This is a genomic window from Stenotrophomonas indicatrix (assembly GCA_041545745.1).
GTDB classification, from domain to species: Bacteria; Pseudomonadota; Gammaproteobacteria; order Xanthomonadales; family Xanthomonadaceae; genus Stenotrophomonas; species Stenotrophomonas indicatrix_A.
This window is the reverse complement of sequence record CP168152.1, coordinates 4,515,467-4,538,835: the sequence shown is the minus strand read 5'-3', so window position 1 is coordinate 4,538,835 and position 23,369 is coordinate 4,515,467. Positions and strand designations below refer to the sequence as shown.

At 66.8% G+C, this 23,369-nt stretch carries 22 protein-coding genes; 14 read left to right on the top strand and 8 right to left on the bottom strand.

The genetic code is table 11. The features are described from left to right. The first annotated feature begins 65 nt into the window (after nt 1-65). The 5 genes from ACEF39_RS20695 to ACEF39_RS20675 all read left to right on the top strand — a co-directional run bounded on the left by ACEF39_RS20695 (nt 66) and on the right by ACEF39_RS20675 (nt 5,115). The gene (locus ACEF39_RS20695; protein ID WP_500286443.1) at nt 66-791 is read left to right on the top strand and encodes a suppressor of fused domain protein; all 726 of its coding nucleotides are present in this window, start codon (nt 66-68) and stop codon (nt 789-791) included. A gap of 52 nt (nt 792-843) precedes the next feature. Continuing rightward, nucleotides 844-1,809 carry an NAD-dependent epimerase/dehydratase family protein gene (locus ACEF39_RS20690; protein WP_500286442.1) on the top strand — a complete coding sequence of 322 codons (966 nt, stop codon included), beginning with the start codon at nt 844-846 and terminating at the stop codon, nt 1,807-1,809. 90 nt (nt 1,810-1,899) lie between these two features. Then, nucleotides 1,900-2,622 (top strand): glycosyltransferase family 2 protein, encoded by a 723-nt coding sequence (locus tag ACEF39_RS20685; RefSeq protein ID WP_500286441.1) that lies wholly within the window; start codon nt 1,900-1,902, stop codon nt 2,620-2,622. Continuing rightward, complete coding sequence (locus tag ACEF39_RS20680; protein WP_025878793.1) at nt 2,622-2,969, top strand: lipid-A-disaccharide synthase N-terminal domain-containing protein; 348 nt, start codon at nt 2,622-2,624, stop codon at nt 2,967-2,969. Before ACEF39_RS20685 ends, ACEF39_RS20680 begins: the two co-directional genes overlap by 1 nt. Nucleotides 2,970-3,342: 373 nt before the next feature. After that, nucleotides 3,343-5,115 (top strand): DUF885 domain-containing protein, encoded by a 1,773-nt coding sequence (locus ACEF39_RS20675; protein ID WP_500286440.1) that lies wholly within the window; start codon nt 3,343-3,345, stop codon nt 5,113-5,115. 101 nt (nt 5,116-5,216) lie between these two features. Here ACEF39_RS20675 and ACEF39_RS20670 read toward each other — a convergent pair whose 3' ends face one another. The 5 genes from ACEF39_RS20670 to ACEF39_RS20650 all read right to left on the bottom strand — a co-directional run bounded on the left by ACEF39_RS20670 (nt 5,217) and on the right by ACEF39_RS20650 (nt 11,843). After that, complete coding sequence (locus ACEF39_RS20670; RefSeq protein ID WP_500286439.1) at nt 5,217-8,426, bottom strand: efflux RND transporter permease subunit; 3,210 nt, start codon at nt 8,424-8,426, stop codon at nt 5,217-5,219. Between the two features lie 9 nt (nt 8,427-8,435). Continuing rightward, entirely contained in the window at nt 8,436-9,635 is a 1,200-nt protein-coding gene (locus ACEF39_RS20665) for an efflux RND transporter periplasmic adaptor subunit (protein WP_500286438.1), read from the bottom strand. Further along, nucleotides 9,632-10,885 (bottom strand): TolC family protein, encoded by a 1,254-nt coding sequence (locus ACEF39_RS20660; protein WP_500286437.1) that lies wholly within the window; start codon nt 10,883-10,885, stop codon nt 9,632-9,634. The genes ACEF39_RS20665 and ACEF39_RS20660 overlap by 4 nt, the downstream gene beginning before the upstream one ends. 56 nt (nt 10,886-10,941) lie before the next feature. Continuing rightward, complete coding sequence (locus ACEF39_RS20655; RefSeq protein ID WP_500286436.1) at nt 10,942-11,286, bottom strand: hypothetical protein; 345 nt, start codon at nt 11,284-11,286, stop codon at nt 10,942-10,944. A 158-nt stretch (nt 11,287-11,444) separates the two neighbouring features. Further along, nucleotides 11,445-11,843, bottom strand: a complete 399-nt coding sequence (locus ACEF39_RS20650) for a RidA family protein (protein ID WP_500286435.1) — start codon at nt 11,841-11,843, stop codon at nt 11,445-11,447. A gap of 108 nt (nt 11,844-11,951) precedes the next feature. On the opposite strand from ACEF39_RS20650, the gene ACEF39_RS20645 reads away from it, so the two are divergent. Beyond that, complete coding sequence (locus ACEF39_RS20645; protein ID WP_500286434.1) at nt 11,952-12,845, top strand: LysR family transcriptional regulator; 894 nt, start codon at nt 11,952-11,954, stop codon at nt 12,843-12,845. Here the strand turns inward: ACEF39_RS20645 and ACEF39_RS20640 are convergent. Beyond that, nucleotides 12,814-14,046, bottom strand: a complete 1,233-nt coding sequence (locus ACEF39_RS20640) for a glycosyltransferase (protein ID WP_500286433.1) — start codon at nt 14,044-14,046, stop codon at nt 12,814-12,816. The genes ACEF39_RS20645 and ACEF39_RS20640 overlap by 32 nt on opposite strands. Nucleotides 14,047-14,249: 203 nt before the next feature. Between ACEF39_RS20640 and dnaQ the strand changes: the two genes are divergently transcribed. The 6 genes from dnaQ to uvrD all read left to right on the top strand — a co-directional run bounded on the left by dnaQ (nt 14,250) and on the right by uvrD (nt 20,686). Beyond that, nucleotides 14,250-14,759 carry a DNA polymerase III subunit epsilon gene (gene dnaQ / locus ACEF39_RS20635; protein WP_500286432.1) on the top strand — a complete coding sequence of 170 codons (510 nt, stop codon included), beginning with the start codon at nt 14,250-14,252 and terminating at the stop codon, nt 14,757-14,759. A 240-nt stretch (nt 14,760-14,999) separates the two neighbouring features. After that, on the top strand, nt 15,000-15,236 hold the full coding sequence (gene rpmB, locus ACEF39_RS20630; RefSeq protein ID WP_005411638.1) for a 50S ribosomal protein L28: 237 nt from the start codon (nt 15,000-15,002) through the stop codon (nt 15,234-15,236). Between the two features lie 10 nt (nt 15,237-15,246). Further along, nucleotides 15,247-15,414, top strand: coding sequence for a 50S ribosomal protein L33 (gene rpmG / locus ACEF39_RS20625; protein WP_170272460.1), 168 nt, complete (start codon nt 15,247-15,249; stop codon nt 15,412-15,414). A 205-nt stretch (nt 15,415-15,619) separates the two neighbouring features. Beyond that, nucleotides 15,620-17,038 (top strand): cardiolipin synthase, encoded by a 1,419-nt coding sequence (gene cls / locus ACEF39_RS20620; RefSeq protein ID WP_500288060.1) that lies wholly within the window; start codon nt 15,620-15,622, stop codon nt 17,036-17,038. 24 nt (nt 17,039-17,062) lie between these two features. Next, on the top strand, nt 17,063-18,484 hold the full coding sequence (locus ACEF39_RS20615; RefSeq protein WP_500286431.1) for an FAD/NAD(P)-binding protein: 1,422 nt from the start codon (nt 17,063-17,065) through the stop codon (nt 18,482-18,484). 9 nt (nt 18,485-18,493) lie between these two features. Further along, nucleotides 18,494-20,686 carry a DNA helicase II gene (gene uvrD, locus ACEF39_RS20610; RefSeq protein WP_500286430.1) on the top strand — a complete coding sequence of 731 codons (2,193 nt, stop codon included), beginning with the start codon at nt 18,494-18,496 and terminating at the stop codon, nt 20,684-20,686. 99 nt (nt 20,687-20,785) lie between these two features. Here the strand turns inward: uvrD and ACEF39_RS20605 are convergent, their stop codons facing one another. Further along, on the bottom strand, nt 20,786-21,496 hold the full coding sequence (locus ACEF39_RS20605) for a hypothetical protein (protein WP_500286429.1): 711 nt from the start codon (nt 21,494-21,496) through the stop codon (nt 20,786-20,788). A 134-nt stretch (nt 21,497-21,630) separates the two neighbouring features. Here ACEF39_RS20605 and ACEF39_RS20600 point away from each other — a divergent pair, with 134 nt between their 5' ends. Then, entirely contained in the window at nt 21,631-21,957 is a 327-nt protein-coding gene (locus ACEF39_RS20600; RefSeq protein ID WP_500286428.1) for a low molecular weight protein tyrosine phosphatase family protein, read from the top strand. 89 nt (nt 21,958-22,046) lie between these two features. Here the strand turns inward: ACEF39_RS20600 and ACEF39_RS20595 are convergent, their stop codons facing one another. Continuing rightward, nucleotides 22,047-22,673 carry a hypothetical protein gene (locus ACEF39_RS20595; protein WP_500286427.1) on the bottom strand — a complete coding sequence of 209 codons (627 nt, stop codon included), beginning with the start codon at nt 22,671-22,673 and terminating at the stop codon, nt 22,047-22,049. 141 nt (nt 22,674-22,814) lie between these two features. Between ACEF39_RS20595 and ACEF39_RS20590 the strand changes: the two genes are divergently transcribed. Further along, entirely contained in the window at nt 22,815-23,369 is a 555-nt protein-coding gene (locus ACEF39_RS20590; RefSeq protein WP_500286426.1) for a hypothetical protein, read from the top strand.

Sequence of the window (23,369 nt, the reverse complement as noted above, 5' to 3'; positions counted from 1 at the left end):
CCGGAGGTCGTATCGTCCACCGCAGGTGGGCCGCTCCGCCCCGTGGCTCATCCAGGGAGCAGGACATGACCATTGAAATCGACGACGTCAGCCCAGGCGGCAGCCCGATTCTCGTGCACAACCGCGAGAAGGACTTCACACCGGCCCAGGGCGAGTCGCACATCGAGGAAATCAGCGCGCACATCGAGCGCCATCTTGGCCCGATCTCCGGTGTCTTCCACGAAATCATCTCCGATATCGTGCACATCGACGTGCACGTGGTGCCGGCCACCGACGAGTGCCCGTACCTGCGCCTGGTGACCTCGGGCATGAGCGATCTGCCGATGGCCGTGCCCGATGAGGTGGACGCCCCCCGGCACATGGAACTGATGGTGACCCTGTCGGCGGATTGGCCGATCACCCAGGATGCCTTCGAGGATGAGCGCAACTATTGGCCGGTGCGTCTGTTGAAGACCCTGGCGCGGTTGCCGCATGAGTACGACACCTGGCTGGGCTTCGGCCACACCATTCCCAACGGCCATCCGTCCGAGCCCTATGCACCGGGCGTGGGATTCGATGGCGCCATCGTGCTGCCGCCGGTCACCACCCCGGACGATTTCGGCACGCTGGAGCTGGAAGACGGCACGACCATCGAGTTCATGGCGATCGTGCCGCTGTACCCGGAAGAGATGGACCTGAAGCTGAAGAAGGATTCGGAAACCCTGCTGGACCGCTTCGATGCGAAGAACATCCAGGATGTCATCCAGCCGGGGCGCACCAATGTGGCCAAGAAGCGTTTCGGCCTGTTCTAGGCCCTGCGCGTACCATCAGACTCTGTAACGGCTGAATTCCAGGCTCACCGCAATGACCATCCTGCTCACCGGCGCAGCCGGCTTCATCGGTGCCTACACCGCGCGTGCCCTGCTTGATGCGGGCCAGTCGGTGGTCGGCTTGGACAACTTCAACGATTACTACGACCCGCAGATCAAGCGCGACCGTGTGGCCGCGCTGTGCCCGAGGCTGGACCTGCGCACGCTGGACCTGACCGACCGCGAGGGCCTGGCCGCGCTGTTCGACGAGATCCAGCCGACGGCGGTGATCCACCTGGCCGCGCAGGCCGGGGTGCGTTATTCGCTGGAAAACCCGCACGCCTACGTCGACAGCAACCTGGTCGGCTTCGTCAACATGCTTGAACTGTGCCGACACCGTGGCGTGCAGCACCTGGTGTATGCGTCCAGCAGTTCGGTGTATGGCGATTCGGCTACGCCGCCGTTCTCCGAAGACCAGCGCGTGGACCAGCCGCGCTCGCTGTACGCCGCCACCAAGGCCGCCAATGAACTGATGGCCTACACCTACGCGCAGCTGTATGGCCTGCGTGCCACCGGCCTGCGCTTCTTCACCGTGTACGGCCCGTGGGGCAGGCCGGACATGGCGCCGCTGCTGTTCTCGCGCGCGGTGCTGGCCGGTCGTTCGATCGATGTGTTCAACGAAGGCCGCATGCAGCGCGACTTCACACATGTCTCCGACATCGTGGCCGGTATTCTCGGCGCCCTCGCGCACCCGGCTGATGGTCCGGTGCCGCACCGGGTGTTCAATCTCGGCAACCACACGCCGGTCGAGCTGGAGCGCTTCATCGGCGTGATCGAGCAGGCCGCTGGTCGCCCCGCGCAGAAGGTCTACAAGCCGATGCAGCCGGGCGACATGGTACGCACGATGGCCGATACCCGGCGCGCACATGACGCATTTGGCTACGAACCGGTCATGCCCATCGAACAGGGCCTGCCACCGGTGGTGCAGTGGTGCCGCGAGTATTTTGCTGATCGCGCGTGAGAACGCATCCTCACACTGTCGTATTCATCTTCGGATAACCTCGGCATCGGAAAATGCGCGGTCTTTGTCCCTCCTTGGCCGAGTCCCCCCATGAGCCAACCCGAGCTGTCCGTCGTCGTCCCAGTATTCAACGAGCGCGACAACGTCGCGCCCCTGGTGGCCGAAATCACCGCTGCACTGCGCGGCCGGCTGCCGTTCGAGATCGTCTACATCGATGATCATTCGCGCGATGACACCCTGGCCGTGCTGCAGGGCCTGAAGGCCATCACGCCGGAGCTGCGCGTGCTGCACCACGTCTCGCAGAGCGGGCAGAGCACCGCGGTACGTACCGGCGTCAAGCACGCGCGTGCACCGTGGATCGCCACCCTCGACGGTGATGGCCAGAACGATCCGGCCGACATCCCCAAGCTGTTGGAGGCCCGCGGTACCGCCGACGCCCAGGTGAAGCTGTTTGCCGGCTGGCGCGTCAACCGCCAGGACAGCGGCAGCAAGCGCTGGGCCAGCAAGTGGGCCAACGCCATCCGCGCGCGCATGCTGCGCGATGACACCCCCGATACCGGCTGCGGCATCAAGCTGTTCGAGCGCAACGCCTTCCTTGATCTGCCGTACTTCGACCACATGCATCGCTACCTGCCGGCGCTGATGCAGCGCGCCGGCTGGAAGACCATCAGTGTGCCGGTCAACCATCGTCACCGCACCGCGGGCGTGTCCAAGTACAACAATCTCGGCCGCGCGCTGGTCGGCATCCGCGACCTGCGCGGCGTGGCCTGGCTGATCACCCGCAGCAAGCGCACCGCGGTGGAGGAGCGTTGATGGATCTGGAGCTTCACTGGCTGGACCAGCCGCTGACCTGGTTGTACTGGACCGGCCTGCATGTGACCGGTTGGAAGCTGATCGGCTACACCGGCGCATTGATGTTTGGCGGCCGCTGGCTGGTCCAGTTCGTCGCCTCCAAGCGCGCCGGCAAGCCGGTGATCCCGCGCCTGTTCTGGTACATGAGCGTGGTCGGCAGCCTGATGACGCTGAGCTACTTCCTGTTCTCGGCCAAGCAGGACTCGGTGGGCGTGCTGCAGAACCTGTTCCCGGCGTTCACCGCGCTGTACAGCCTGCAGCTGGACATCAAGCACCGCGGCTGGAAGCGGGACAAGGCCAGCCACTGAGGCGTTGGTAGATGCCGACCTTGGTCGGCGCTGGGTTTTGCGGGGCCAACCAAGGTTGGCCACTACCAGAGCGGCAATGCTGGCGCCTCGGTGCTCCGGTAGACGCCGACCTTGGTCGGCGCAGGTGTGCCCAGCGCCAGGGGCATCCACGCATGGCGTGGATCTACTGAGGCCGGGCTCTGTCCCATGCCATGCGAGGCGTGGATTTTTCCACGCATCGAGCGCAAGAGCAGCCGGCGCGCCTTCGGCGCTGGGGGTCCCGGCCTGCGGCCGGTTCCCGGTCCTGCCTGTGTTGCAGGCAGGACCTTCGTCCCATGCCATGCGCGATCCGGGGTGCCATGATCGGGGTCTGCCTTCCCGGGAACCTGTGCTTGTGAAAACCCGTCTTGCCGTTGCCCTGCTGATCGCCCTGTCTGCCCCCGCCGTGGCGTTGGCCGCGCCGCCCACCGCCGCCGCGCCGGCCAGCGTGGCCGCTGAATCGGCCGCCGATGCGGCCTTCCGCGCGCTGTACGAGAAGGAATGGAAGTGGCGCCAGGACGGCGGCGGCGAGGCCAGCGAGGACGAAGACGCCCCGGCCAACGCCACCCGCCTGCCCGACGTCGGCGCGGCCGCGCAGCAGGCGCGCTTGAAGGTATGGGACGAGACCCTGGCCGCGCTGAAGAAGATCGACCCGAAGACCCTGTCACCCGACAACCAGGTCAACTACGCGATCTACCGTGACCAGGTGTTCAACCTGGCCGAAGAAGTGTGCTTGCGCGGCTACGAAATGCCGTTCAACGCCGACTCCTCGTTCTGGTCCAACCTGTCCTTCATGGCCCGGCGCGAAATGAAGACCGTGCAGGATTACCAGAACTACATCGCGCGCCTGAATGATGTGCCGCGCTACTTCGACCAGCAGACCGACAACATGCGTGCCGGCCTGAAGCGCGGCTTCAGCGTGCCGCGTGCGGTGCTCGATGGTCGCGAGGTGTCCATCGCCACCGTCGCCGAACTGAAGGACCCGACCGAATCGCCGCTGTACGCGCCGTTCAAGAAGCTGCCCAACACCGTCCCGGTTGCCGAGCAGGCCAAGCTGCAGGCACAGGCGCGCGCGGCGATCAGCGGCAAGGTGGTGCCGGCGTTCCAGCAGTTGCGCACGTTCTTCGTCAACGAATACGTGCCGCAGGCGCGTACCACCCTGGCCGCCGAAGCGATGCCCGACGGCAAGGCGTACTACAAGCAGCAGATCCACGAATACACCACGCTGGACCTGTCACCGGACGAGATCCACCGCATCGGCCTGGATGAAGTGGCACGCATCCAGAAGGAAATGAACGACATCATCAAGCAGGTGAAGTTCAAGGGCAGCTTTGCCGAGTTCCTGACCTTCCTGCGTACCGACCCGCAGTTCTATGCCAGGACCCCGGAAGAACTGCTGTCGCGTGCCGCATGGATCTCCAAGCGTGCCGATGGCCAGCTCGGCAAGTACATGACATTGCCGCGCGCGCGCTTCACCATCGTGCCGGTGCCACCGGACATCGCGCCGTTCTGGACCGCCGGCCGAGGTGGCATGGGCACCTATTGGCTCAACACCTACAACCTGCCGTCGCGTCCGCTGTACAACCTGCCAGCGCTGACCCTGCACGAATCCGATCCGGGCCATGCACTGCAGGGTGCCATCGCCGCCGAGCAGAAGAACCTGCCGGAGTTCCGCCGCAATGCCTACATCTCTGCCTATGGCGAAGGTTGGGCGCTGTACTGCGAGAAGCTGGGCGTGGAAATGGGCATCTACGAAACCCCCTACGAGGATTTCGGTCGCCTGACCTATGAGATGTGGCGTGCCACGCGCCTGGTGATCGACACCGGCGTGCACAGCAAGGGCTGGAGCCGCGAGCAGGCGCTGGCCTACCTGCGTGACCACACGGCGCTGAGCGAGCACGAAGTGACCACCGAAGTGGACCGCTACATTTCCTGGCCGGGCCAGGCGTTGAGCTACAAGCTCGGCGAGATCGCCATCGTGCGCCTGCGTGCGCAGGCGGAGAAGGAACTGGGTGACAAGTTCGACATCAAAGGCTTCCACGACGCGCTGCTGAAGCAGGGTTCGGTGCCGCTGCCGGTGCTGGAGCAGCAGATCCAGGCGTACATCGCCGAGCGCAAGAAGGCCTGACCGTCGTGTGGTCGGGGCAGAGCCCCGCCGGTGGCGGGGGTCCGACCCGGGCGCGGGGTCGGATCCCTTTCCCGCGGAAAGGGCTCCGACCCCCTCCGACCTCACCCCACCGCCCGCACCTTCGCCACGCGCGCGGCGAAGGTCGGCAGCACCAGCAGGGTCAGCACCGTGGCGGTGATCAGGCCACCGATCACCACCGTCGCCAGCGGCTTCTGCACTTCCGCACCGGAACCACTGGCGATCGCCATCGGAATGAAGCCGACGATGGCCACCAGTGCGGTGGTCAGCACCGCGCGGATACGGCTGGACGCACCATTGATCGCGGCCATCATCGGCAGGTCACCGGCGTCCAGGCGCTCGCGGATGGCCTGCATCAGCACCAGGCCATTGAGCGTGGCGACGCCGGATACCGCGATGAAGCCCACCGCTGCCGACACCGAGAACGGCATGCCGCGCAGCAGCAGGGCGAGGATGCCGCCGACCAGCGCCAGCGGTACGCAGCTGAACACCAGTACCGCTTCCTTGCCGCTGCGCAGGGCCATGAACAGCAGGCTGCCGATCAGCAGGAACACCACCGGCACCACCGTGGCCAGGCGCTTTTCCGCACGCTGCAGGTTCTCGAACTGGCCACCCCAGGTCAGGTACGCACCCGGCGGCAGCGCCACCTCGGCCACGGCGGTCTGCGCTTCGCCAACGAAGCCGCCCAGGTCGCGGCCACGCACGTTGGCCTGCACCACCACGCGGCGGCTGCCGTTGTTGCGGCTGATCTGGTTCGGCCCTTCGCTGACGCTGATACGCGCGACCGAGGACAGCGGGATCACCACACCGGTCGGCGTGGCGATCGGCAGCGAGGCCAGCTGATCCGGGTCGTTGCGTGCGCTGTCATCCAGCCGCACCACCACGTCAAAACGGCGGTCGCCCTCGAAGATCTTGCCGGCCGCCGTGCCGCCGATGCCGGTGGACAGCGCGTCGCTGACATCCGCGGCGGTCAGCCCGTACTGCGCCGCTGCCACATGATCGATCTTGACGTTGAGCGTGGGCAGGCCGGAAATCTGCTCCACCCGCACATCGGCCGCGCCTTCCACCGCACGCAGTTTCAGCGCTACCTGGTCGGCCACCTTCTGCAGCTGGCTGAAGTCATCACCAAAGATCATCACCGCCAGATCGGTCCGCACGCCGGAAATCAGCTCGTTGAAGCGCAGCTCGATCGGCTGGCTGAACTCGAAGCTGTTGCCCAGCTGCTGGCCGGCCAGTTTCTCGAAGCGGGCGACCAGTGCTTCCTTGCCCAGCTTCGGATCGGGCCAGTCCGCACGTGGCTTGAGCACGATCACGCTGTCGGAAATGTTGGTCGGCATCGGGTCGATCGCCGCTTCAGCGGTACCGGTACGCGAGAACACCGTTTCCACTTCCGGTTGCTGGGCAATCGCCTTCTCCAGTGCCAGCTGCATCGCCAGCGACTGCTCCAGTGAAGTGGATGGCACGCGCAGTGCCTGCATCGCCACGTTGCCTTCATCCAGGGTCGGCATGAACTCGCGGCCGAGCAGGCCGAACGAACCAATACCCACCAGCAGCATCAGGCCTGCACCGGCCACCACCGACCGCGGACGCGCGACGGCCTGGCGGATGATCGGCTCGATGCGCCCACGCAGTACGCGGATCAGCTTCGTTTCGTGCTCGCCATCATCGCTGTGTGCCTCGCCTTCCTTCAGCTTCGGCTCGCGCACCAGCAGCGCGGCCATCGCCGGCACGAAGGTGAAGGAGAAGATGAAAGCACCCACCAGGGCCAGCATGAAGGTCGCCGCCATCGGGTGGAACGTCTTGCCCTCCACGCCCTCCAGGGTGAGGATCGGCGCGAACACCAGCAGGATGATCAGCTGGCCGAACGCTGCCGGTCGCGCCATCTTGAGCGCCGAATCGGCCGCTACGCGCAGGCGTTCCATCGCGGTCAATGCACGGCCCAGTTCGGCACGACGCTTGCCCAGCATCAGCAGCGTCGACTCGATCACGATCACTGCACCGTCCACCAGGATGCCGAAGTCCAGCGCACCCAGGCTCATCAGGTTGCCGCTGATGCCGAAGCGGTTCATGCCGATCACTGCGAACAGGAACGACAGCGGGATCACCAGTGCGGTGATCGTCGCTGCACGCAGGTTGCCGAGCAGCAGGAACAGCACCACCACCACCAGCAGCGCGCCCTCGGTGAGGTTCTTGGCCACGGTCTTGATGGTGGAATTGACCAGCACGCTGCGGTCCAGCACCGGCGCTGCCACGATGTCCGCCGGCAGCGACTTGTTCACCTGTTCCAGGCGCGCGGCGGCGGCCTGGGCCACGGTGCGGCTGTTGCCGCCGGCGATCATCAGCGCGGTACCGAGCACGGCTTCATGGCCGTTGCGGCTGGCCGCACCCAAGCGCGGTGCGCGGCTCAGTTCGACCTCGGCCACATCGGACACCCGTACCACCACGCCGTTGCGGGTGGCCACCGGCGCTTGTGCCAGATCGTCGGTGGTCAGTGCCAAGCCATCGGCACGCACCACCAAGCCTTCGCCGGCACGCTGCACGAAGCCGGCACCGGCCTGCACGTTGGAGCGCTGCAGGGCCGTCACCAGATCGGCCAGGCCCAGGCCATGCGCGGCCAACCGCGCGCTGTCCGGATGCACGCCGTATTCCTTCACGTAGCCACCGACGGTGTCCACGCCCGCCAGTCCGGGGCTGGAGCGCATCTGCGGCGCGATGATCCAGTCCTGCACGGTGCGCAGGTAGGTGGCACGTTCTTCCGGCGTGCGCAGCAGGTTGCCCTCCGGCGTGCGGTAGACCTCGCCGGCCTGCCAGCCTGCTTCGCCCGGCGTGGCCAGCTTCGCAGGGTCGAACGCGGTGAAGTCCACCGTCCACATCAACACCTCGCCGAGGCCGGTGGTGACCGGCGACAGCATGGGCGAGGCACCCTCGGGCAGCGCTTCGGCGGCCTCGCGCATGCGTTCGGCCACCTGCTGGCGGGCGAAGTAGATGTCGGTGGCATCGGTGAAGATCGCGGTGACCTGCGAGAAGCCATTGCGCGACAGCGAACGGGTGGTGGTCAGGCCGGGGATGCCGGCCAGCGCGGTTTCCAGCGGGTAGGTCACCTGCCGCTCGATCTGCTCGGGCGTCAGTGCCGGTGCCACGGTGTTGATCTGCACCTGGCGGTTGGTGATGTCCGGTACCGCATCGATCGGCAGCTTGCCGAGCTGGAACAGGCCCACGGCGGCAACGAGTGCAGCCAAGGCCACGACCAGCCAGCGGTGGCGTACCGCAGTTTCAATGATGAGCTTGAACATGGAAGGTCCTCAGTGCCCGTGCTCGGCTTCGCCCTTGGCCAGTTCGGCCTTGAGCAGGAAAGCGTTGGCGCCGACGATGCGTTCGTTGCCGCTCAGGCCACCGAGGATCTCGATGCGGTCGCCGGCGCGTCGGCCGGCCAGCACCGGTTGCACCTTGAAGCCGCCCTCGACGGCGACGAACACCGCGCTGCTGCCATCCACGTTCTGCACGGCATCGGCCGGCACGCTCAACGCGCCGTCCTTGCCGTCGGTGACCACCACCGCGGACACCGGCGAACCGGCGGGCGGCAATGCCGCATTGACCGGCGTGGCACGGATCACCGCCACGCCACCCTGCTGGCGCACATCGGCGGCCGAACCGGTGACGGTGGCACTGAAGCTGCCGCCCGGCACGGTCACTTCCAGCGTCATGCCCGGGCTGACCTGCGCGGCCAGCGCCGGTGGCGCGGTGAACACCAGCTCGTTCATCGACGGATCGGCGACGTCGGCCACTGGGCTGCCGGCCGCCACCACGCCGCCGGGCGTGACCTGCACGTTGCCAACGATGCCGGCCACCGGGCTGGTGATGCGCACGCGGCCGCTGCTGTCGGGTGAACCGTTGGCGGCCGCCTGTGCCTGTGCGGCCGCGGCCTGTGCCTGTGCCGCCAGCGAGCGCGCCCGTGAGGTTTCCAGTTCCTGGCGGGCGACCACGCCCTGTTCGACCAGCGCCTTGTCACGGCCGTGGGCCAGGCGTGCCGCCTCGGCTTCCGCTGCGGCGGCAACCGCATTGGCGCGGAACACCGCCGCCTCGCCACTGACCACGATCGCCAGCGCCTGGTTCTGCTTCACCGCCGTGCCCGGTGCGACCAGCACGCGCTCCACGCGACCGGTCACGGTGGAAGCGACCGAGGCACGTGCACCGATCGACGGTTCCACCCGGCCGGACAGCCGCGTCGAACCACCGCCGCCGCGGCCGACGGCAACCACGTCGATGCCGGATGCCTTGATCTGCTCTGGCGTCAGCTGCACCACGCCTTCATCGGCGTCGGGCACCTTGCTTGTTTCGGCCTTGGCTGCGGTGCTGTCAGCGGCATGACCATGGCCGTCGTCGGCCGCTGTCTTGCTGGCGGCATCCGAGGCGTCCGGGGTCTGTGCGTTGCCGGAGCAGCCGGCCAGCACTACGGTCAGCAGCAGGCCACCAACCAGGGGGAAAGAGCGGGACAGGTTCATCGGGCCTCCACAAAAGGTGCGCGCCCTTCGAGGCGGGCGAGATCGATTTCCGCGCCGACGCGCGACAAACGCGCGTCCACAGCGGTGCCGCGGGCGGCGATGAGGGCACTGCGGGTACTGCGCAGTTCCAGCTGCGAGATGCGTCCGGCGTCGAAGCCGATGCGGGCCAGGCGATAGGCTTCCTCGGCGGCGACCACGCTTTCGTCGGCCGCGCGGGTGCGGCTGCCGGCGGCCTTCAGGCCCGCCACCGCCGACAACCGTTCCGCTTCGCTGTCACGGCGCTGCTGGTCCAGCCGCGCCTCGGCCGCGCGCTGTTCGGCACTGGCGGCGCGGATGCCACCACGATTGCGGTCGAACAACGGGATCGAGAGGCTGACGCCGAGCGTGTACGCCTGCTCGCGGTCCTCGCGGAAACGCGTCTGCGCGGCCGTGACGCTGAGGTCGGGCAGGGCACGTTTGCGCTCCACATCGACCAGGCGACCGGCCGCATCGACCTCGGCTTCGGCGACACGCACGGCCAGTGCGACATCGATGGCGCCACGCGGTGCCGGCGGTGCGCGATCAAGCAGGCTGTTGTCGATGGTCTGCACCGGTGCATCCAGCAAGGCCGCACCGGCCAGGCGGGCCAGTGCGGCATCGCGGAAGGCCTGCGCCTCATCCAGCGCGGCGCTGGCATTGGCCACTTCGCTTTGCGCCTGCACCGCACGCAGCTGCGGCTCGCGGCCATGCTTGACCATGGCGGTGACCGCCGCCGCATCGTCGCGGGTGAGGGTCAGCGCTTCGTCGGCCAGGGTGTAACGACGCAGGGCGCTTTCCGCCTGTGCGTAGATCGCCGCCAGCTTGCTGGCGACATCGCTGCGACTCTGCGAACCGCGCAGGGCAGCGGCCTGTGCCTCGGCGCGGGCGGCGCGGACGCGCGCGCCACGCTGGCCCCAGACCTCCAACGGCTGGGACAGGGTAAGCACGGTGTCGGCCCTGCCCATGCCGCCGTAGGAGCCGGTGCCCCAGGCGTTTTCGGCGGACCAGGAAAGGGAGGGATTGGGCAGCGCCCGGGCCTGGTCGGCGCGGGCGTCGGCCGCCTCGGCCAATGCCGCGCCGATGCGGGTGCCGGGCAGCTGGTCGAGACGTTCAAGCAGGGTGTCATACGAAGGAGCGGCTTGTGCAGCGACCTGTGCGGCGGGGATCAAGCCCAGCAACACGGCGACGACCAGCCCGGCCGCGCGCGGCGACCGACGTGTCAGGATCGACATAGGGGGATTCCGGTTGTGAGTGAATCGGGAGCCCGCGATTGCGGGACGCGCTCAACTCACGCCCGGGGAGGACGTGCCAGTTCGTCCTGGGCGACCGCATAGGTCGCCGCGTCGCCTGCATGCATCCAGCGCGCCGGTAGCGGCGTGCCAAAGGCGGCGAAGGTGCTCGCCGGCAAGCTCAGGTTGGAGTGGTGGCAGTGGTTATGACTGCAGGCAGCGGTGTGTTTGCCGTCATTGTCACTGTCACCCTCGGCATCTTCGACGGCGGATTCCACGTGCACCGCCGTGCTGTCGTGCGGTTCCACCGCACACGCCAGTACATCGGCCACCGGCACGACCACGAACGCCGCCATCAGCAGCATCAGCAGGTACGAACGAAGGTGGTGGGCGATCCGGCGCATGGAGGGGAGGCTAGCAAGCGGTTTTCGGTGGATACAATATCAATGGCCACCTCGGGAATTTGTCGGCGTGTTCCGTTCAGGCGCGTCGGGCGTGGGGTCGGATCCCTTTCCTCCGGAAAGGGCTCTGACCCCAACACGTTGCCGGCCAGCGGCCGGCACTACCGGTCGGCGCGCAGCTTCGCGATCACCTTGATCTCGAACTGGAAGCCATACAGCCAGGTCACGCCGATGCCGGTCAGGGTCGGGTGCGGTGCCTCGCCCCAGTACTCGGGCACGATCGCCCAGGCCTTTTCGAAGTTGGTTTCCGGGTCGACCATGAACACGGTCACGTCGATCACGTCATCGAAGGTGCAGCCGGCAGCGGCCAGCACCGCATTGAGATTCTCGAAGGCAAGGCGCACCTGCGCTTCGAAGTCCGGTTCGGGCGAGCCATCCTCGCGGCTGCCGACCTGGCCGGAGACGAACAGGAAGCCATTGGACCGGATCGCGGGTGAGTAACGGTTGCGCTCGTACAGCGCCTGCCTGCCGGCGGGAAAGACGACATCACGGTGGGACATAAGACGGATTCCAGATGGGAGGAGTCCATCCTCCCCGCAGCCGCTGTCTGGATAAACCGCGATGATCGGCCTAGATTGATTGTTAATTCCAAACAATCATGGCCCACCATGGACCGTTTCGAGGCGATGCGGGCGTTTGCCCGCGTGGTGGAAACCGGCAGCTTCACCCGCGCCGCGCACACGCTGCAGATCAGCCGCACCACGGTCACCCAGCTGGTGCAGCAGCTGGAGGCACATCTGCGGCTGCGGCTGCTCAACCGCACCACGCGCCGGGTCAGTGTCACCGCCGATGGCGCGGCGTATTACCCGCGCATCGTGCGCCTGCTGGCCGAGCTGGAAGAGGTGGAGGGTGGTCTGGGCGATGCCGCCGCACAACCACACGGTCGCCTGCGCATCGACGTGCCCGGCCCCTTCGCGCGGCTGCTGCTGGTGCCGGTGCTGCCCGGCTTCCAGGCTCGCTATCCGGAGATCCAACTGGAGGTGGGGGTCAGCGACCGCGAGGTCGATGTCATCGCCGACAACGTCGACTGCGTGATCCGCGGCGGCACCCCGGCCGACCCGGCGCTGGTGGCGCGGCCGTTGGCGAGCCTGCCGATCGGCTTCCATGCCAGCCCAGGCTATGTGCAGCAGTTCGGTGTGCCGGAACACCCGCGCGCGCTGCAAGGGCCGGACCACCACACGGTCGGTTTCCTCAGCCCGCGCAGTGGCCGTGCCCGCGCGTTCAGCGCGAAGCGCGGCGCCGAGCGCATCGAGGTGCAGGGGCGCTATTCAATCGGCTTCGATGATGGCAATGCCTATCTGGCGGCGGGTCTGGCCGGCCTCGGCGTGGTCGCGTTGCCCAGTTACATGGCCGAACCGCATGTAGCGCGCGGCGAGTTGCTGCCCGTACTGCAGGATTGGCAATTGCCGCCGATGCCGATGCACGTGATGTTCCCGCCGAACCGGCACATGAGCCAGCGGCTGCGGGTGTTTATTGATTGGGTGGTGGAGACGTTGGGCTGAGCCACCGCTCGATCGCCGCCACGCCGCATGCCACTCCGTCCTCGTTCGCCATTGCAGCGCCCAGCGCGGCCGCCCGTGCGCGTGTATCGGCATGCTCGGCGAACGCCAGTGCATCGGCCAATGCCTGCGGCTGCAACCGTTTGGGTGACAGCGGCGCAGGCGCTACGCCCAGGCGCTGCAGGCGATCGGCCCAGAAGAACTGGTCGGCGGCGAACGGCATCACCATCGACGGTATGCCGGCGCGGCAGGCCGAATGCGTGGTGCCGCTGCCACCATGATGGATCGCCAGCGTGCAGCGCGGCAACAACGCTTCATGCGGGGTGGGCCCGATGACCAGCACCGTGTCGGGCAGCGCCATGTCGGGCACGCCGACCCAACCGGGGAACAGCAGCACGCGGCGCGGTGCCAGCGTTGCCAACAGCGCCGGCAACACGCGTTCGCGGTTGAAGCCGGTCATGCTGCCAAAGCCCAGGTAGACCGGCGGTGGCCCTGCATCGAGGAAGGCCTGTAGTTCGGCTGACGGCTGCCACGGCGCTGCGGGTGCCGACCACTGGCCGCACACGAGGTGGTCGGCCGGCCAGTCCGAAGGCGGTGGCAACAGCTGCGGCGAGATGCCGTACAGCATCGGCAGGCCGGTCCAGAGCGAGCGTCGTGGCGGCTGCCCGGCGTGCTGGCGGGCCGCGTTGATCGGGCCGCGGAACTGTCGCCAGATCAGGCCGTTGACCAGGCCATAACTGGCCCGGTTCAACCAGCCCGGCGAGCGTCCGGGTGGCAGGAAGGGCGAGCGGAACGCGCGCGTCGGCGTCAGCGGAATCATGCCGGCGCCGATTACCGGAAGACCACGACGTTCGCCCACGCTCATGCCGACGAACGCCGCCAGGCCGCCGGTCAGGATCACATCGCAGCCGTCGGCCGCAGCATCGGCCTGGCGCATCCAGCCGGCGACGTGCTGTAGCGCCATCCGTGCCAGCCCGGTGCTGGCGGCGGCCACGCCGTTGCCGCGCGAGACCAACGCCACCACGTCATCGTGGATGTCGCCTTCAAGCGCAGCGTGCGGGACGCCCAGTGTTTTCGCGCTGCCCAAGGTGCCGCCGTCGGCCAGCAGCATGAGCTCGTGGCCGGCCGCGATCAGCCCGTGGCAGAGCATGACCAGCGGGCGCGTATCGCCTTCGGTGCCGTAGGTGAGGGCCAGCAGTCGCATTGGAGCCTCCGCAGTGAAACGGCAGTATGCCGGTATCGCAGCGTTCGTCCCGCCTACCCGCCGGCGCGCCGCATGGGACAATCCCGCATCACCTGCCCACGCTGCACGGGCGCGCGCACCAGGATCCAGCACCGCATGACCGCACTACCTTCACTACCGTCCCTTGTCTCCTGCATGCCCGTTGCTGCATACGAGTGTGTGGCATGAGCCGCGTCGTTGCGTTGGATACCGAAACCACCGGCATCTCGCATCGTCTGGGCCACCGGGTGATTGAAATCGGGGCGGTGGAACTGATCGATGGGCAGCTCAGCGGCCGCCAGTTCCACACCTATCTGCAGCCGCAGCGCAAAGTGGACTGGGGCGCGCAGCGCGTGCACGGCATCAGCGATGCGATGCTGGTGGGCAAGCCGCTGTTTGCGAGCAAGGCCGCCGAGCTGCTGGAGTTCCTGCGTGGCAGCGAAATGGTCGCGCACAACGCTACCTTCGATGTCGGCTTCCTCGACAACGAGCTGCGCCTGGCCGGCATCGCCGACGGGCTGGCCCAGCACTGCCGCGTGACCTGCAGCCTGAAGCTGGCCCGCAACCGTTGGCCGGGCATGCCCAACAAGCTCGACGATGTGCTGCAGCGCCTGGGTATTCCCGGTACGCGCGGCCTGCATGGCGCACTGAAGGATGCGCAGCTGCTGGCCCAGGTGGTGCCGCACCTGCGCTGAGGGCAGGGCATCGCCATCGCATTCAGGCATGGCCTGTGGGTAAGTTGCGCAAGGTCTTGATTGCGTGCATAATGCGCGGCTCGCTGTGTCCGGTTTCGTGCCGGGCGGCGCCCCCGGGAGCACGTCCCCGGCCGCCCAACGCCAGCGTAACCCTTTGATTCTCTTGACGTGTGGTGGGCAACCACCGAGGCCGCCGTCTCCCGGGCTACGGGCTGACAAAACTTACTATCGAGGTGCGCCATGTCCCGCGTATGCCAGGTTTCCGGCAAGCGAGTGCAGACGGGTAACAACGTCTCGCACGCCAACAACAAGACCCGTCGTCGTTTCCTGCCGAATCTGCACGAGCGCCGCTTCTGGGTTGCCAGCGAGAACCGCTGGGTGAAGCTTCGTGTTTCCGCGCATGCACTGCGCACCATCGACAAGAACGGTATCGATTCCGTTCTGGCTGAGCTGCGTGCGCGCGGCGAAAAGGTCTGAGGAGTAGACGATCATGGCAGGCAAGCGCGATAAGGTCCGTATGATTTCGACCGCTGGTACCGGTCACTTCTACACGACCGACAAGAACAAGAAGAACACCCCGGGGAAGATGGAATTCTCCAAGTACGATCCGGTCGTGCGCAAGCACGTCCCGTACAAGGAAGGCAAGATCAAGTAATCCGCAAGGATTGCTGATTGCCTCCGAAAAAACCCGCCCTCGTGGCGGGTTTTTTTGTGGCCCCCCGCCCCCGATAGGTGTCGACCTTGGTCGACTCGTTCCGACCCCGGTGGGTGCCGACCGTTGGTCGGCACGCTTGGCGCGGCTCGACTCTACCCACCCCGCTGGGCAGAATGGCCCATCACCCTCCCGACGGGCGCGCATGATGCTGTTCGAGTGGCTGCTGGGCTCGTACCTGCTGTTGATCGACTGGCTGATCCGGCTGGTGGCGTTGTGCTGGATTCCCACCCGAACCACGCCGGGCGCGGCGCGCAGCTGGCTGCTGCTGGTCGGTTTCGTGCCGCTGCTGGGCCTGCCGCTCTACCTGCTGTTCGGGCACCCGTGGCTGTCGCGCGAACGTATCCGTCGGCAGGCCGAGGCATCCCAGGTGATCCGCGAGGAACAGGCGCTGCAGCGCCGCCTGCGCTGGACGCCACAGCCCGATTCGGCCAGCGCCGAAGTGGTGCCGCTGGTGCAGCGCCAAGGCGATTTCATGCCGGTGCATGGCAACGCGGTCGATCTGCTGACCGACTACGACGAATCACTGCACAACCTGATCGCCGACATCGACCAGGCCCAGGACCGCGTGCACCTGCTGTATTACCTGATGTTCGATGACACGGTGGGTGAGGCCATCGTCGAAGCCCTGCAGCGTGCCGCAGCGCGTGGCGTGCAGTGCCGCGTGCTGCTGGATGCGGTCGGCGCCAAGCGCGGCCTGCGTGCGTACAGCAAGCGGCTGCGGTCACGTGACGTTGAAGTGCGCGCGATGCTGCCCGGCGGCTTGCGCTGGCGCCGCAGCGGGCGCATGGACCTGCGCAACCACCGCAAGATCGCGGTGATCGACAACGAAGTGGGCTACGTTGGTTCGCAGAACCTGGCGCGGCCTGAATTCGTTGCCGGCCACCCCAACCGCGAGCTGGTAGCGCGCGTACGCGGGCCGGCGGTGGCGCACCTTGAAGCGGTGTTCGCCAGCGACTGGTACATCGAAACCGGGCAGCGCCTGGACGTCATCGCCGACGTGCCGGTGTGCAGCGAGGACATCGCCACCCAGCTGCTGCCCAGCGGCCCGGCCTACCCCTACAGCAACGCGCGCGATGCGGTGGCCGCGCTGATCCATCTTGCCCGGCGGCGGCTGGTGATGGTGACGCCGTACTTCGTGCCCGACGAAGCGACGCTGAGTGCACTGCGCATCGCCGCACTGTCCGGCGTGCAGGTGCAGCTGATCCTGTCGGCCAGCAACAACCAGCGGCTGACCTCATGGGCGCAGGAGGCCTACTACGACGAGCTGCTGCGCTGTGGGGTGCAGATCGCGCTGTACGAGCCGCAGTTCCTGCATGCCAAGCACATGAGCGTGGACGAGCACATCGCCGTGCTCGGATCGATCAACATGGATATCCGCTCGTTCGCGCTGAATGCCGAAATCGGCCTGATCTGCTACGACCGGCAACTGGTCACGCAGTTGTGCACCATCGAGGACGACTACCTGCGCCAGTCGCGCCTGCTGGACCTGGAACAGTGGCGCAAGCGTCCGGCGTGGCTGCGCAGCCGCGAGGGCATCGCGCGCCTGGCCGATGCGTTGATGTAGGCCGGCGCCAGTCCGGCAGGGCCGATGGCCTACAATCGGCGCATGACTGATTCACCGCGTAATGGCGAACTGGACCTGGCGATCATCGGTGGTGGTGCGGCCGGCGTGCTGGTGGCGATCCAGGTGTTGCGCCAGGCCGTGGCGCCGTTGGCGCTGGCCATCTTCGAGCCGGCCTCGCAGCTGGCACAGGGCATCGCCTATGCCACGCCGTGGCCGGAGCATCTGCTGAATGTGCCGGCGGCGAAGATGAGCGCCTTCCCCGACCAGCCCGGCGACTTCCTCGATTTCCTGCAGGCCGCCAACGCCTATCCGGGCGAGGCGCGCGAGGTGCTGGGCGAACGCTATGTGTGTCGCCACTACTTCGCTGCCTACCTGCAGCAGCGCCTGGACGAAGCGGTCACTGCCAGTGCGGCGCGACTGCAGATCGTGGCCCAGCCGGTGCTGGCGATGCAGCCGGATGACCACGGTTGCCAACTGCAGTTGGGCGATGGCCCAACGCTGCGTGCAGCGCAGGTGGTGATCGCCACCGGCAACAGCATGCGGCCGCTGCCGGTGGACGGCGCCGATGCGCTGCATGCCGATGACGTGGTCGAAGCCTGGGATTACGACGGCGTACGCACGCTGGCTGGTGGTCATGCACTGGCCATCGTCGGCTCCGGGCTGAGCATGGCCGACACCGTGCTGGCGTTGGTGGCCGGCGGCCATAGCGGGCCGCTGCACGTGATCTCGCGCCATGGCCTGCTGCCGTTGCCGCATGCACACGGTGGCCTGCCGGCGTTCGACCCGCAGGAGCTGCTGACGATGACCCTGCGCCAGCGCCTGCGTGCACTGCGCCAGCACGCACGGCAGGCACAGGCCGATGGCATCCCGTGGCAGGGCGTGATGGATCGCATCCGCCCGCACGGCCAGGCACTGTGGCTTAGTCTGGGCGAGGCCGACCAGCGCCGCTTCCTGCGCCACGTGGTGCGCTACTGGGATGTGCACCGCCACCGCATCGCTGAACCGGTGGCCGAGCAGTTGCAGGCGCTGCAGGCCAGCGGCCAGCTGCGCGTCCACCGCGCCCGCCTGCAACGCGTGTGGCGCGACGGGGACGCCCTGTGGCTGTCGGGCCGCGAGGCGGGCGGCGGCAACGTGCAGTGGACGATCGGTGCGGTGGTCAATGCCACGGGCGTGGAAACCCGCGCCTCGGCGCTGCGCAACCCCTTGCTGCAGCAGCTGCAGGCCGATGGACTGGCCCGTCCCGGCCCGCATGGGCTGGGCCTGGACAGCAGTGTGCCGGGCGACCGGTTGTGCGCAGTGGGCGGCCAGCCGCAGGCGCGCCTGGGCGTACTCGGCAGCCTGCGCATCGGCAGCCTGTGGGAAAGCCTGGCGGTGCCTGAACTGCGTCAGCAGGCACAGGCACTGGCCGCACAGGTGGTCGCAGGAGCTGCGACGTCGATGCCGTAAAATGGAGGAATGGATGTCTCCCACTTGCTTGATGGCCTGAACCCGGCCCAGCGCGAAGCCGTCTCCGCTCCCCTCGGTCACCACCTGGTGCTGGCCGGTGCCGGGTCGGGCAAGACGCGCGTACTCACCCACCGCATTGCCTGGCTGCATGAAGTCGAAGGCGTGCCGACCCACGGCATCTTCGCGGTGACCTTCACCAACAAGGCCGCCGGAGAGATGCGCCATCGCATCGACGCGCAGCTGCCGCATGGCAGCCGCGGCATGTGGATCGGCACCTTCCACGGCCTGGCCAACCGCCTGCTGCGCCTGCACTGGCAGGACGCCAAGCTGCCGGAAAGCTTCCAGGTGATGGATTCGGACGATCAGCTGCGGCTGGTCAAGCGCGTGGTACAGGCGCTGGAGCTGGATGACGGCAAGTACCCGCCCAAGCAGATTGCCTGGTGGATCAACGCGCAGAAGGATGAGGGCCGCCGCCCGCAGCACATCCAGCCCGAGCCGAACGACGCATGGCTGGAAACCATGCGCCAGGCCTATGCCGAGTACCAGGCGCGCTGCGACCGCGCCGGCCTGGTCGATTTCGCCGAGCTGCTGCTGCGCGCGCACGAACTGCTGCGCGACAACCCGCCGTTGCTGTCGCATTACCGTGCGCGGTTCCGCGAGATCCTGGTGGACGAATTCCAGGATACCAACGCCATCCAGTACGCCTTCGTGCGTGTACTGGCCGGGCATGAGGGCCACGTGTTCGTTGTCGGCGACGATGACCAGGCCATCTATGGCTGGCGCGGCGCCAAGGTCGAGAACGTGCAGGGCTTCCTGCGCGATTTCCCGGGCGCGCAGACCATCCGCCTGGAACAGAACTACCGCTCCACCGCCAACATCCTCAATGCCGCCAACGCGGTGATCGCGCACAACCCGGACCGCATCGGCAAGCAGCTGTGGACCGACAGCGGTGACGGCGATCCGATCGACCTGTACGCGGCGTACAACGAGATGGATGAGGCGCGCTACATCGTCGAGCGTGCGCGGCAGTGGGTGCGCGACGGTGGCAGCTATACCGAAGTGGCCGTGCTCTACCGCAGCAACGCGCAGTCGCGCGCGCTGGAAGAGGCGCTGCTGAGCGAACAGGTGCCGTACCGCGTGTATGGCGGCATGCGCTTCTTCGAGCGCGCCGAAGTGAAGGATGCATTGGCGTACCTGCGCCTGCTGTCCAACCGCAACGACGACGCTGCGTTCGAGCGCGCAGTGAACACGCCCACGCGTGGCATCGGTGACCGCACGCTGGACGAAGTGCGCCGCGAAGCGCGCGCCCAGGGCATCTCGCTGTGGGAAGCGACCATGCTGGTGACCCAGGGCAGTGCACTGGCGGCGCGTGCGCGCAACGCGCTGGCCGGCTTCCTGGTGCTGGTCAATGAACTGCAGGCACAGACCCTGCAGATGACCCTGGCCGAGCGCGTGGACCATGTCCTGGTGCGCTCGCAGCTGCGCGAGCACTGGAGCAAGGAAAGCCGCAACGCGCTGGATTCGGAATCGCGCACCGACAACCTCGACGAACTGGTGTCGGTGGCCTCGCGCTTCGTGCGTCGTGCCGACGACATCGAGGAAGTGGGCGAGGACATGGACGAGCTGGTCGCGTTCCTGGCCTATGCCGCGCTGGAAGCCGGTGAAGGCCAGGCGCAGGCGGGCGAGGAGGGTGTGCAGCTGATGACGCTGCACTCGGCCAAGGGCCTGGAATTCCCGCTGGTGTTCCTGGCCGGCGTGGAAGAGGGACTGTTCCCCAGCGCACGGTCGCTGGAGGAAAGCGGGCGGCTGGAAGAAGAACGTCGGCTGGCCTACGTTGGCATCACCCGTGCGCGACAGAAGCTGGTGCTGAGCTATGCCGAATCGCGGCGCATCCACGGCCAGGACAACTACAGCCTGCCGTCGCGCTTCCTGCGCGAGATCCCGCGCGAGCTGCTGCATGAAGTGCGGCCGAAGGTGCAGGTCTCGCGACCGGCCTCGATGGGCGCCAGCCGGGTGATGGGCCATGCCTCGATCGAGGCGCCGCCAGTCAAGCTCGGCGCGCTGGTCACCCATCCCAAGTTCGGCGAAGGCATGGTGACCGACTACGAAGGCAACGGCGCCCACGCACGCGTGCAGGTCGAATTCGCCGACGCCGGCAGCAAGTGGCTGGTGATGGCGTATGCCAACCTGACGGTGATCTGATCACCGTCGGGGTCGGATCCCTCCCGTAGGGAGGGCTCTGACCCCAACGCGGGAAAACTCAGCCGAGCATAGGCCCGGCCTTACAACGGCAGCTGGCCGTCAGTCGGTGGTGAACGTCTCCACTGCCGCCACCAGCCGAGCACGGTCCATCACCTCTTCGTCCTGCCGGTTGCGGATCAGCACGTAGTTGCCTTCCTCCGGCGACAGCACCTCGATCACCTCGCCCCGGTAGTTGGTGATCTCGATGAAGCCGTCGCCAACGCCGCTCAGATTCTCGATTTCCGCCAGAAGTACATGCAGCGGCACGAGGGCGCCGGACTCGTCCGTGCCGCCTCCGGTGTGGGGGTTGTCGAAGTACACGCTGATCCTGGGTTGCACGGTTCTGTCCCACTCGTAGACCGGAACGACATGCGTCGCCGCCAGGCGGAACTCCTCTGCTGATTCCTCGCCGCTGAACTCACATCGGAAGATTGGCAGGCACAGGAAAAGGTTCGCACGACCCTCGATCTGGTTGAGGAACCCGTGATACGTGCTGGGCACCGCCATTGCGTGGGTGAACCCATAGGCGTTGGCCGGAATCTCGAAGATCGTTGGTCTGTCGTGGGGCATCCCAGCTGGCGCCGCCAGTGCCACGCTGGAGGCGAATTCCGGGTCGTTGGTGTTCTTTGAGACAACCACGAGATCCTGGCCAGCGGTGATCCTCACGCAGCAATGAAGATCGAATGTCGCCACGGGGTACATGGCGAAGTAGCAGCCGTGGACCTCGGTAACCTCTCCGAACTCCTGCAACAGGTCATCTTTGGTGATCATGGGCGTGTCCAGGGTGCGATAGCCCATGATCGCTGATGAAGCCTACGGCGGCCATGCAACGTCTCTGAAGGTACTGCGCAGGGTCAGCGCCCTTCTCCGTTGGAAAAGGGATCCGACCCCGATACGCTGCGTCCATGACCCGCAAGGTTCTCTTCCTCTGCAGCCAGAACCGCCTGCGCAGCCCCACGGCCGAGCAGGTGTTCGCCGATTGGCCGGGCATCGAGACCGCCTCGGCCGGGCTGCTCGCTGACGCCGAGGAGATCCTCAGCCCAGAGCTGCTGCAGTGGGCCGACCTGGTGTTCGTGATGGAGCGGGCACACCGCAACCGGCTGTCCAGCCGCTACAAGCCTTGGCTGAAGGGCAAGAGGGTGATCTGCCTGGATATTCCGGATGACTACGAGTACATGGACCCGGTGCTGATTGAGCTGCTGAAACGGAAAGTGCCGCCCTTCCTGCGCTGAGCGTTCGTTGCAGAGCCGAGCCCATGCTCGGCTGCTCTCCGCAGCAAGGCCAGTCGTGCAGGCTCGGCTCTACCTTGGCCGGGCGGCAGTCAGTCCTGCGCACCTGTCGGGGTGGCCGCATCCTGCTCGGACATGGACTGCTGCAGGCTGCTGGTGAAGCTCTTCACCGCGCGCTCCAGTGCGATCTCCCAGTTCTCCCGCGAGGCTACCTGGAAGATGTTTGCGCCATGGCCGGTAATCGTGAAGGTGCGCGTCTGGCCATCCTTGCGTGCCGTCACCTGTACCGCGATGTCTGCAAGCATCTGCTGGGTGTACGTCGCGGCGCGCCAAACATTCACCGGAGCACTTACCGAAAAATCGTTCAGCGTGGCGTCCAGATGCGTACACGATGTCTCGCACTTGTCGGCAGTCCTGTAACCCATGTTGCGCAGCGCTTGGATCATGATCTCGCGGGCCTTGTCCGAGGCCGTGGAAGTTTCCAGTTCCACCAGTACACCATTGCCAGCACGGATGACACCGCCGATGTTCTTCGCACGCGCCGCCGATTGCACCTGCGGGAAGTACTGGGGGCGGTTGTCACGCACCGGGGCCACCACCACCACCGGGCCCTGCTCCGGGTTCACCCGAATGTCCGGCACGTTCACGCGCACCACTTCGGTGCGGATGCCACAGCCGGTGAGCAACAGCAGCAGTGCCAGCGTAATGATCGACTTCATGTATTCCCCCTGTTGGAATGGTGTCCTTGCGCCGCGCATTATCGCTTGCATATCGCCTGAAAGGACGGGGCGCCGACGCCGCAAAGCAGCCCAGCACGGCGCGGCTCTACAATAGCGGCCACATCTCCCAGGAACGCCCTCATGACCGAGCCCACGCTGCATGTCACCGTGAAGTTGAATGCCAAGCTGCAGCCCGAGCATCGCCATGAGCTGTTCGAGGATCCACTCGATGCGCTGCTGCAGGCGGCCGAACTGGGCGGGATCACCGGTGGCGGTACCGCCATGTCCGGCGAAGGCGAAGTCGAATACGGCGATATCGAAGTGGCACTGGTCGATGCCGCGGGCGTGCCGAAGCTGGTCGACCTACTGGAGCAGCTGGGTGCACCGAAGGGTTCGCAGATACAGGGCGCAGGCGAGGCCGAGCGCAGCTTCGGCGTGACCGAGGGTCTGGGCATCTACCTCGACGGCCTGACCCTGCCGGATGAGGTGTACGAGCAGTGCGATTCGAACCATGTATTCGAGCAGCTGTCCGAGCGCATCGATGGCCTGGGCGAGATCTGCAGCTGGTGGCAGGGCCCGAGCGAGACTGCGCTGTACATGTATGGCCAGTCGTTCGAGGCGATGCGTGATGCGATCGCTGAATTCGTCGGCAGTTACCCGTTGTGCCAGAACGCACGCGTGGTGCAGATCGCCTGA

Bases quoted from the DNA above. Each gene is read 5' to 3' on its own strand.
- ACEF39_RS20640 (WP_500286433.1), bottom strand. From the start codon at position 14,046: ATGCGACTGCTGGCCCTCACCTACGGCACCGAAGGCGATACGCGCCCG.
- ACEF39_RS20680 (WP_025878793.1), top strand. From the start codon at position 2,622: ATGGATCTGGAGCTTCACTGGCTGGACCAGCCGCTGACCTGGTTGTAC.
- ACEF39_RS20665 (WP_500286438.1), bottom strand. From the start codon at position 9,635: ATGAACCTGTCCCGCTCTTTCCCCCTGGTTGGTGGCCTGCTGCTGACC.
- ACEF39_RS20590 (WP_500286426.1), top strand. From the start codon at position 22,815: ATGACCGAGCCCACGCTGCATGTCACCGTGAAGTTGAATGCCAAGCTG.
- ACEF39_RS20660 (WP_500286437.1), bottom strand. From the start codon at position 10,885: ATGTCGATCCTGACACGTCGGTCGCCGCGCGCGGCCGGGCTGGTCGTC.
- ACEF39_RS20650 (WP_500286435.1), bottom strand. From the start codon at position 11,843: ATGTCCCACCGTGATGTCGTCTTTCCCGCCGGCAGGCAGGCGCTGTAC.
- ACEF39_RS20600 (WP_500286428.1), top strand. From the start codon at position 21,631: ATGACCCGCAAGGTTCTCTTCCTCTGCAGCCAGAACCGCCTGCGCAGC.
- ACEF39_RS20655 (WP_500286436.1), bottom strand. From the start codon at position 11,286: ATGCGCCGGATCGCCCACCACCTTCGTTCGTACCTGCTGATGCTGCTG.
- cls (WP_500288060.1), top strand. From the start codon at position 15,620: ATGCTGTTCGAGTGGCTGCTGGGCTCGTACCTGCTGTTGATCGACTGG.
- rpmB (WP_005411638.1), top strand. From the start codon at position 15,000: ATGTCCCGCGTATGCCAGGTTTCCGGCAAGCGAGTGCAGACGGGTAAC.
- ACEF39_RS20595 (WP_500286427.1), bottom strand. From the start codon at position 22,673: ATGAAGTCGATCATTACGCTGGCACTGCTGCTGTTGCTCACCGGCTGT.
- ACEF39_RS20685 (WP_500286441.1), top strand. From the start codon at position 1,900: ATGAGCCAACCCGAGCTGTCCGTCGTCGTCCCAGTATTCAACGAGCGC.
- uvrD (WP_500286430.1), top strand. From the start codon at position 18,494: ATGGATGTCTCCCACTTGCTTGATGGCCTGAACCCGGCCCAGCGCGAA.
- ACEF39_RS20645 (WP_500286434.1), top strand. From the start codon at position 11,952: ATGGACCGTTTCGAGGCGATGCGGGCGTTTGCCCGCGTGGTGGAAACC.
- ACEF39_RS20615 (WP_500286431.1), top strand. From the start codon at position 17,063: ATGGCCTACAATCGGCGCATGACTGATTCACCGCGTAATGGCGAACTG.
- ACEF39_RS20605 (WP_500286429.1), bottom strand. From the start codon at position 21,496: ATGATCACCAAAGATGACCTGTTGCAGGAGTTCGGAGAGGTTACCGAG.
- dnaQ (WP_500286432.1), top strand. From the start codon at position 14,250: ATGAGCCGCGTCGTTGCGTTGGATACCGAAACCACCGGCATCTCGCAT.
- ACEF39_RS20670 (WP_500286439.1), bottom strand. From the start codon at position 8,426: ATGTTCAAGCTCATCATTGAAACTGCGGTACGCCACCGCTGGCTGGTC.
- ACEF39_RS20690 (WP_500286442.1), top strand. From the start codon at position 844: ATGACCATCCTGCTCACCGGCGCAGCCGGCTTCATCGGTGCCTACACC.
- ACEF39_RS20695 (WP_500286443.1), top strand. From the start codon at position 66: ATGACCATTGAAATCGACGACGTCAGCCCAGGCGGCAGCCCGATTCTC.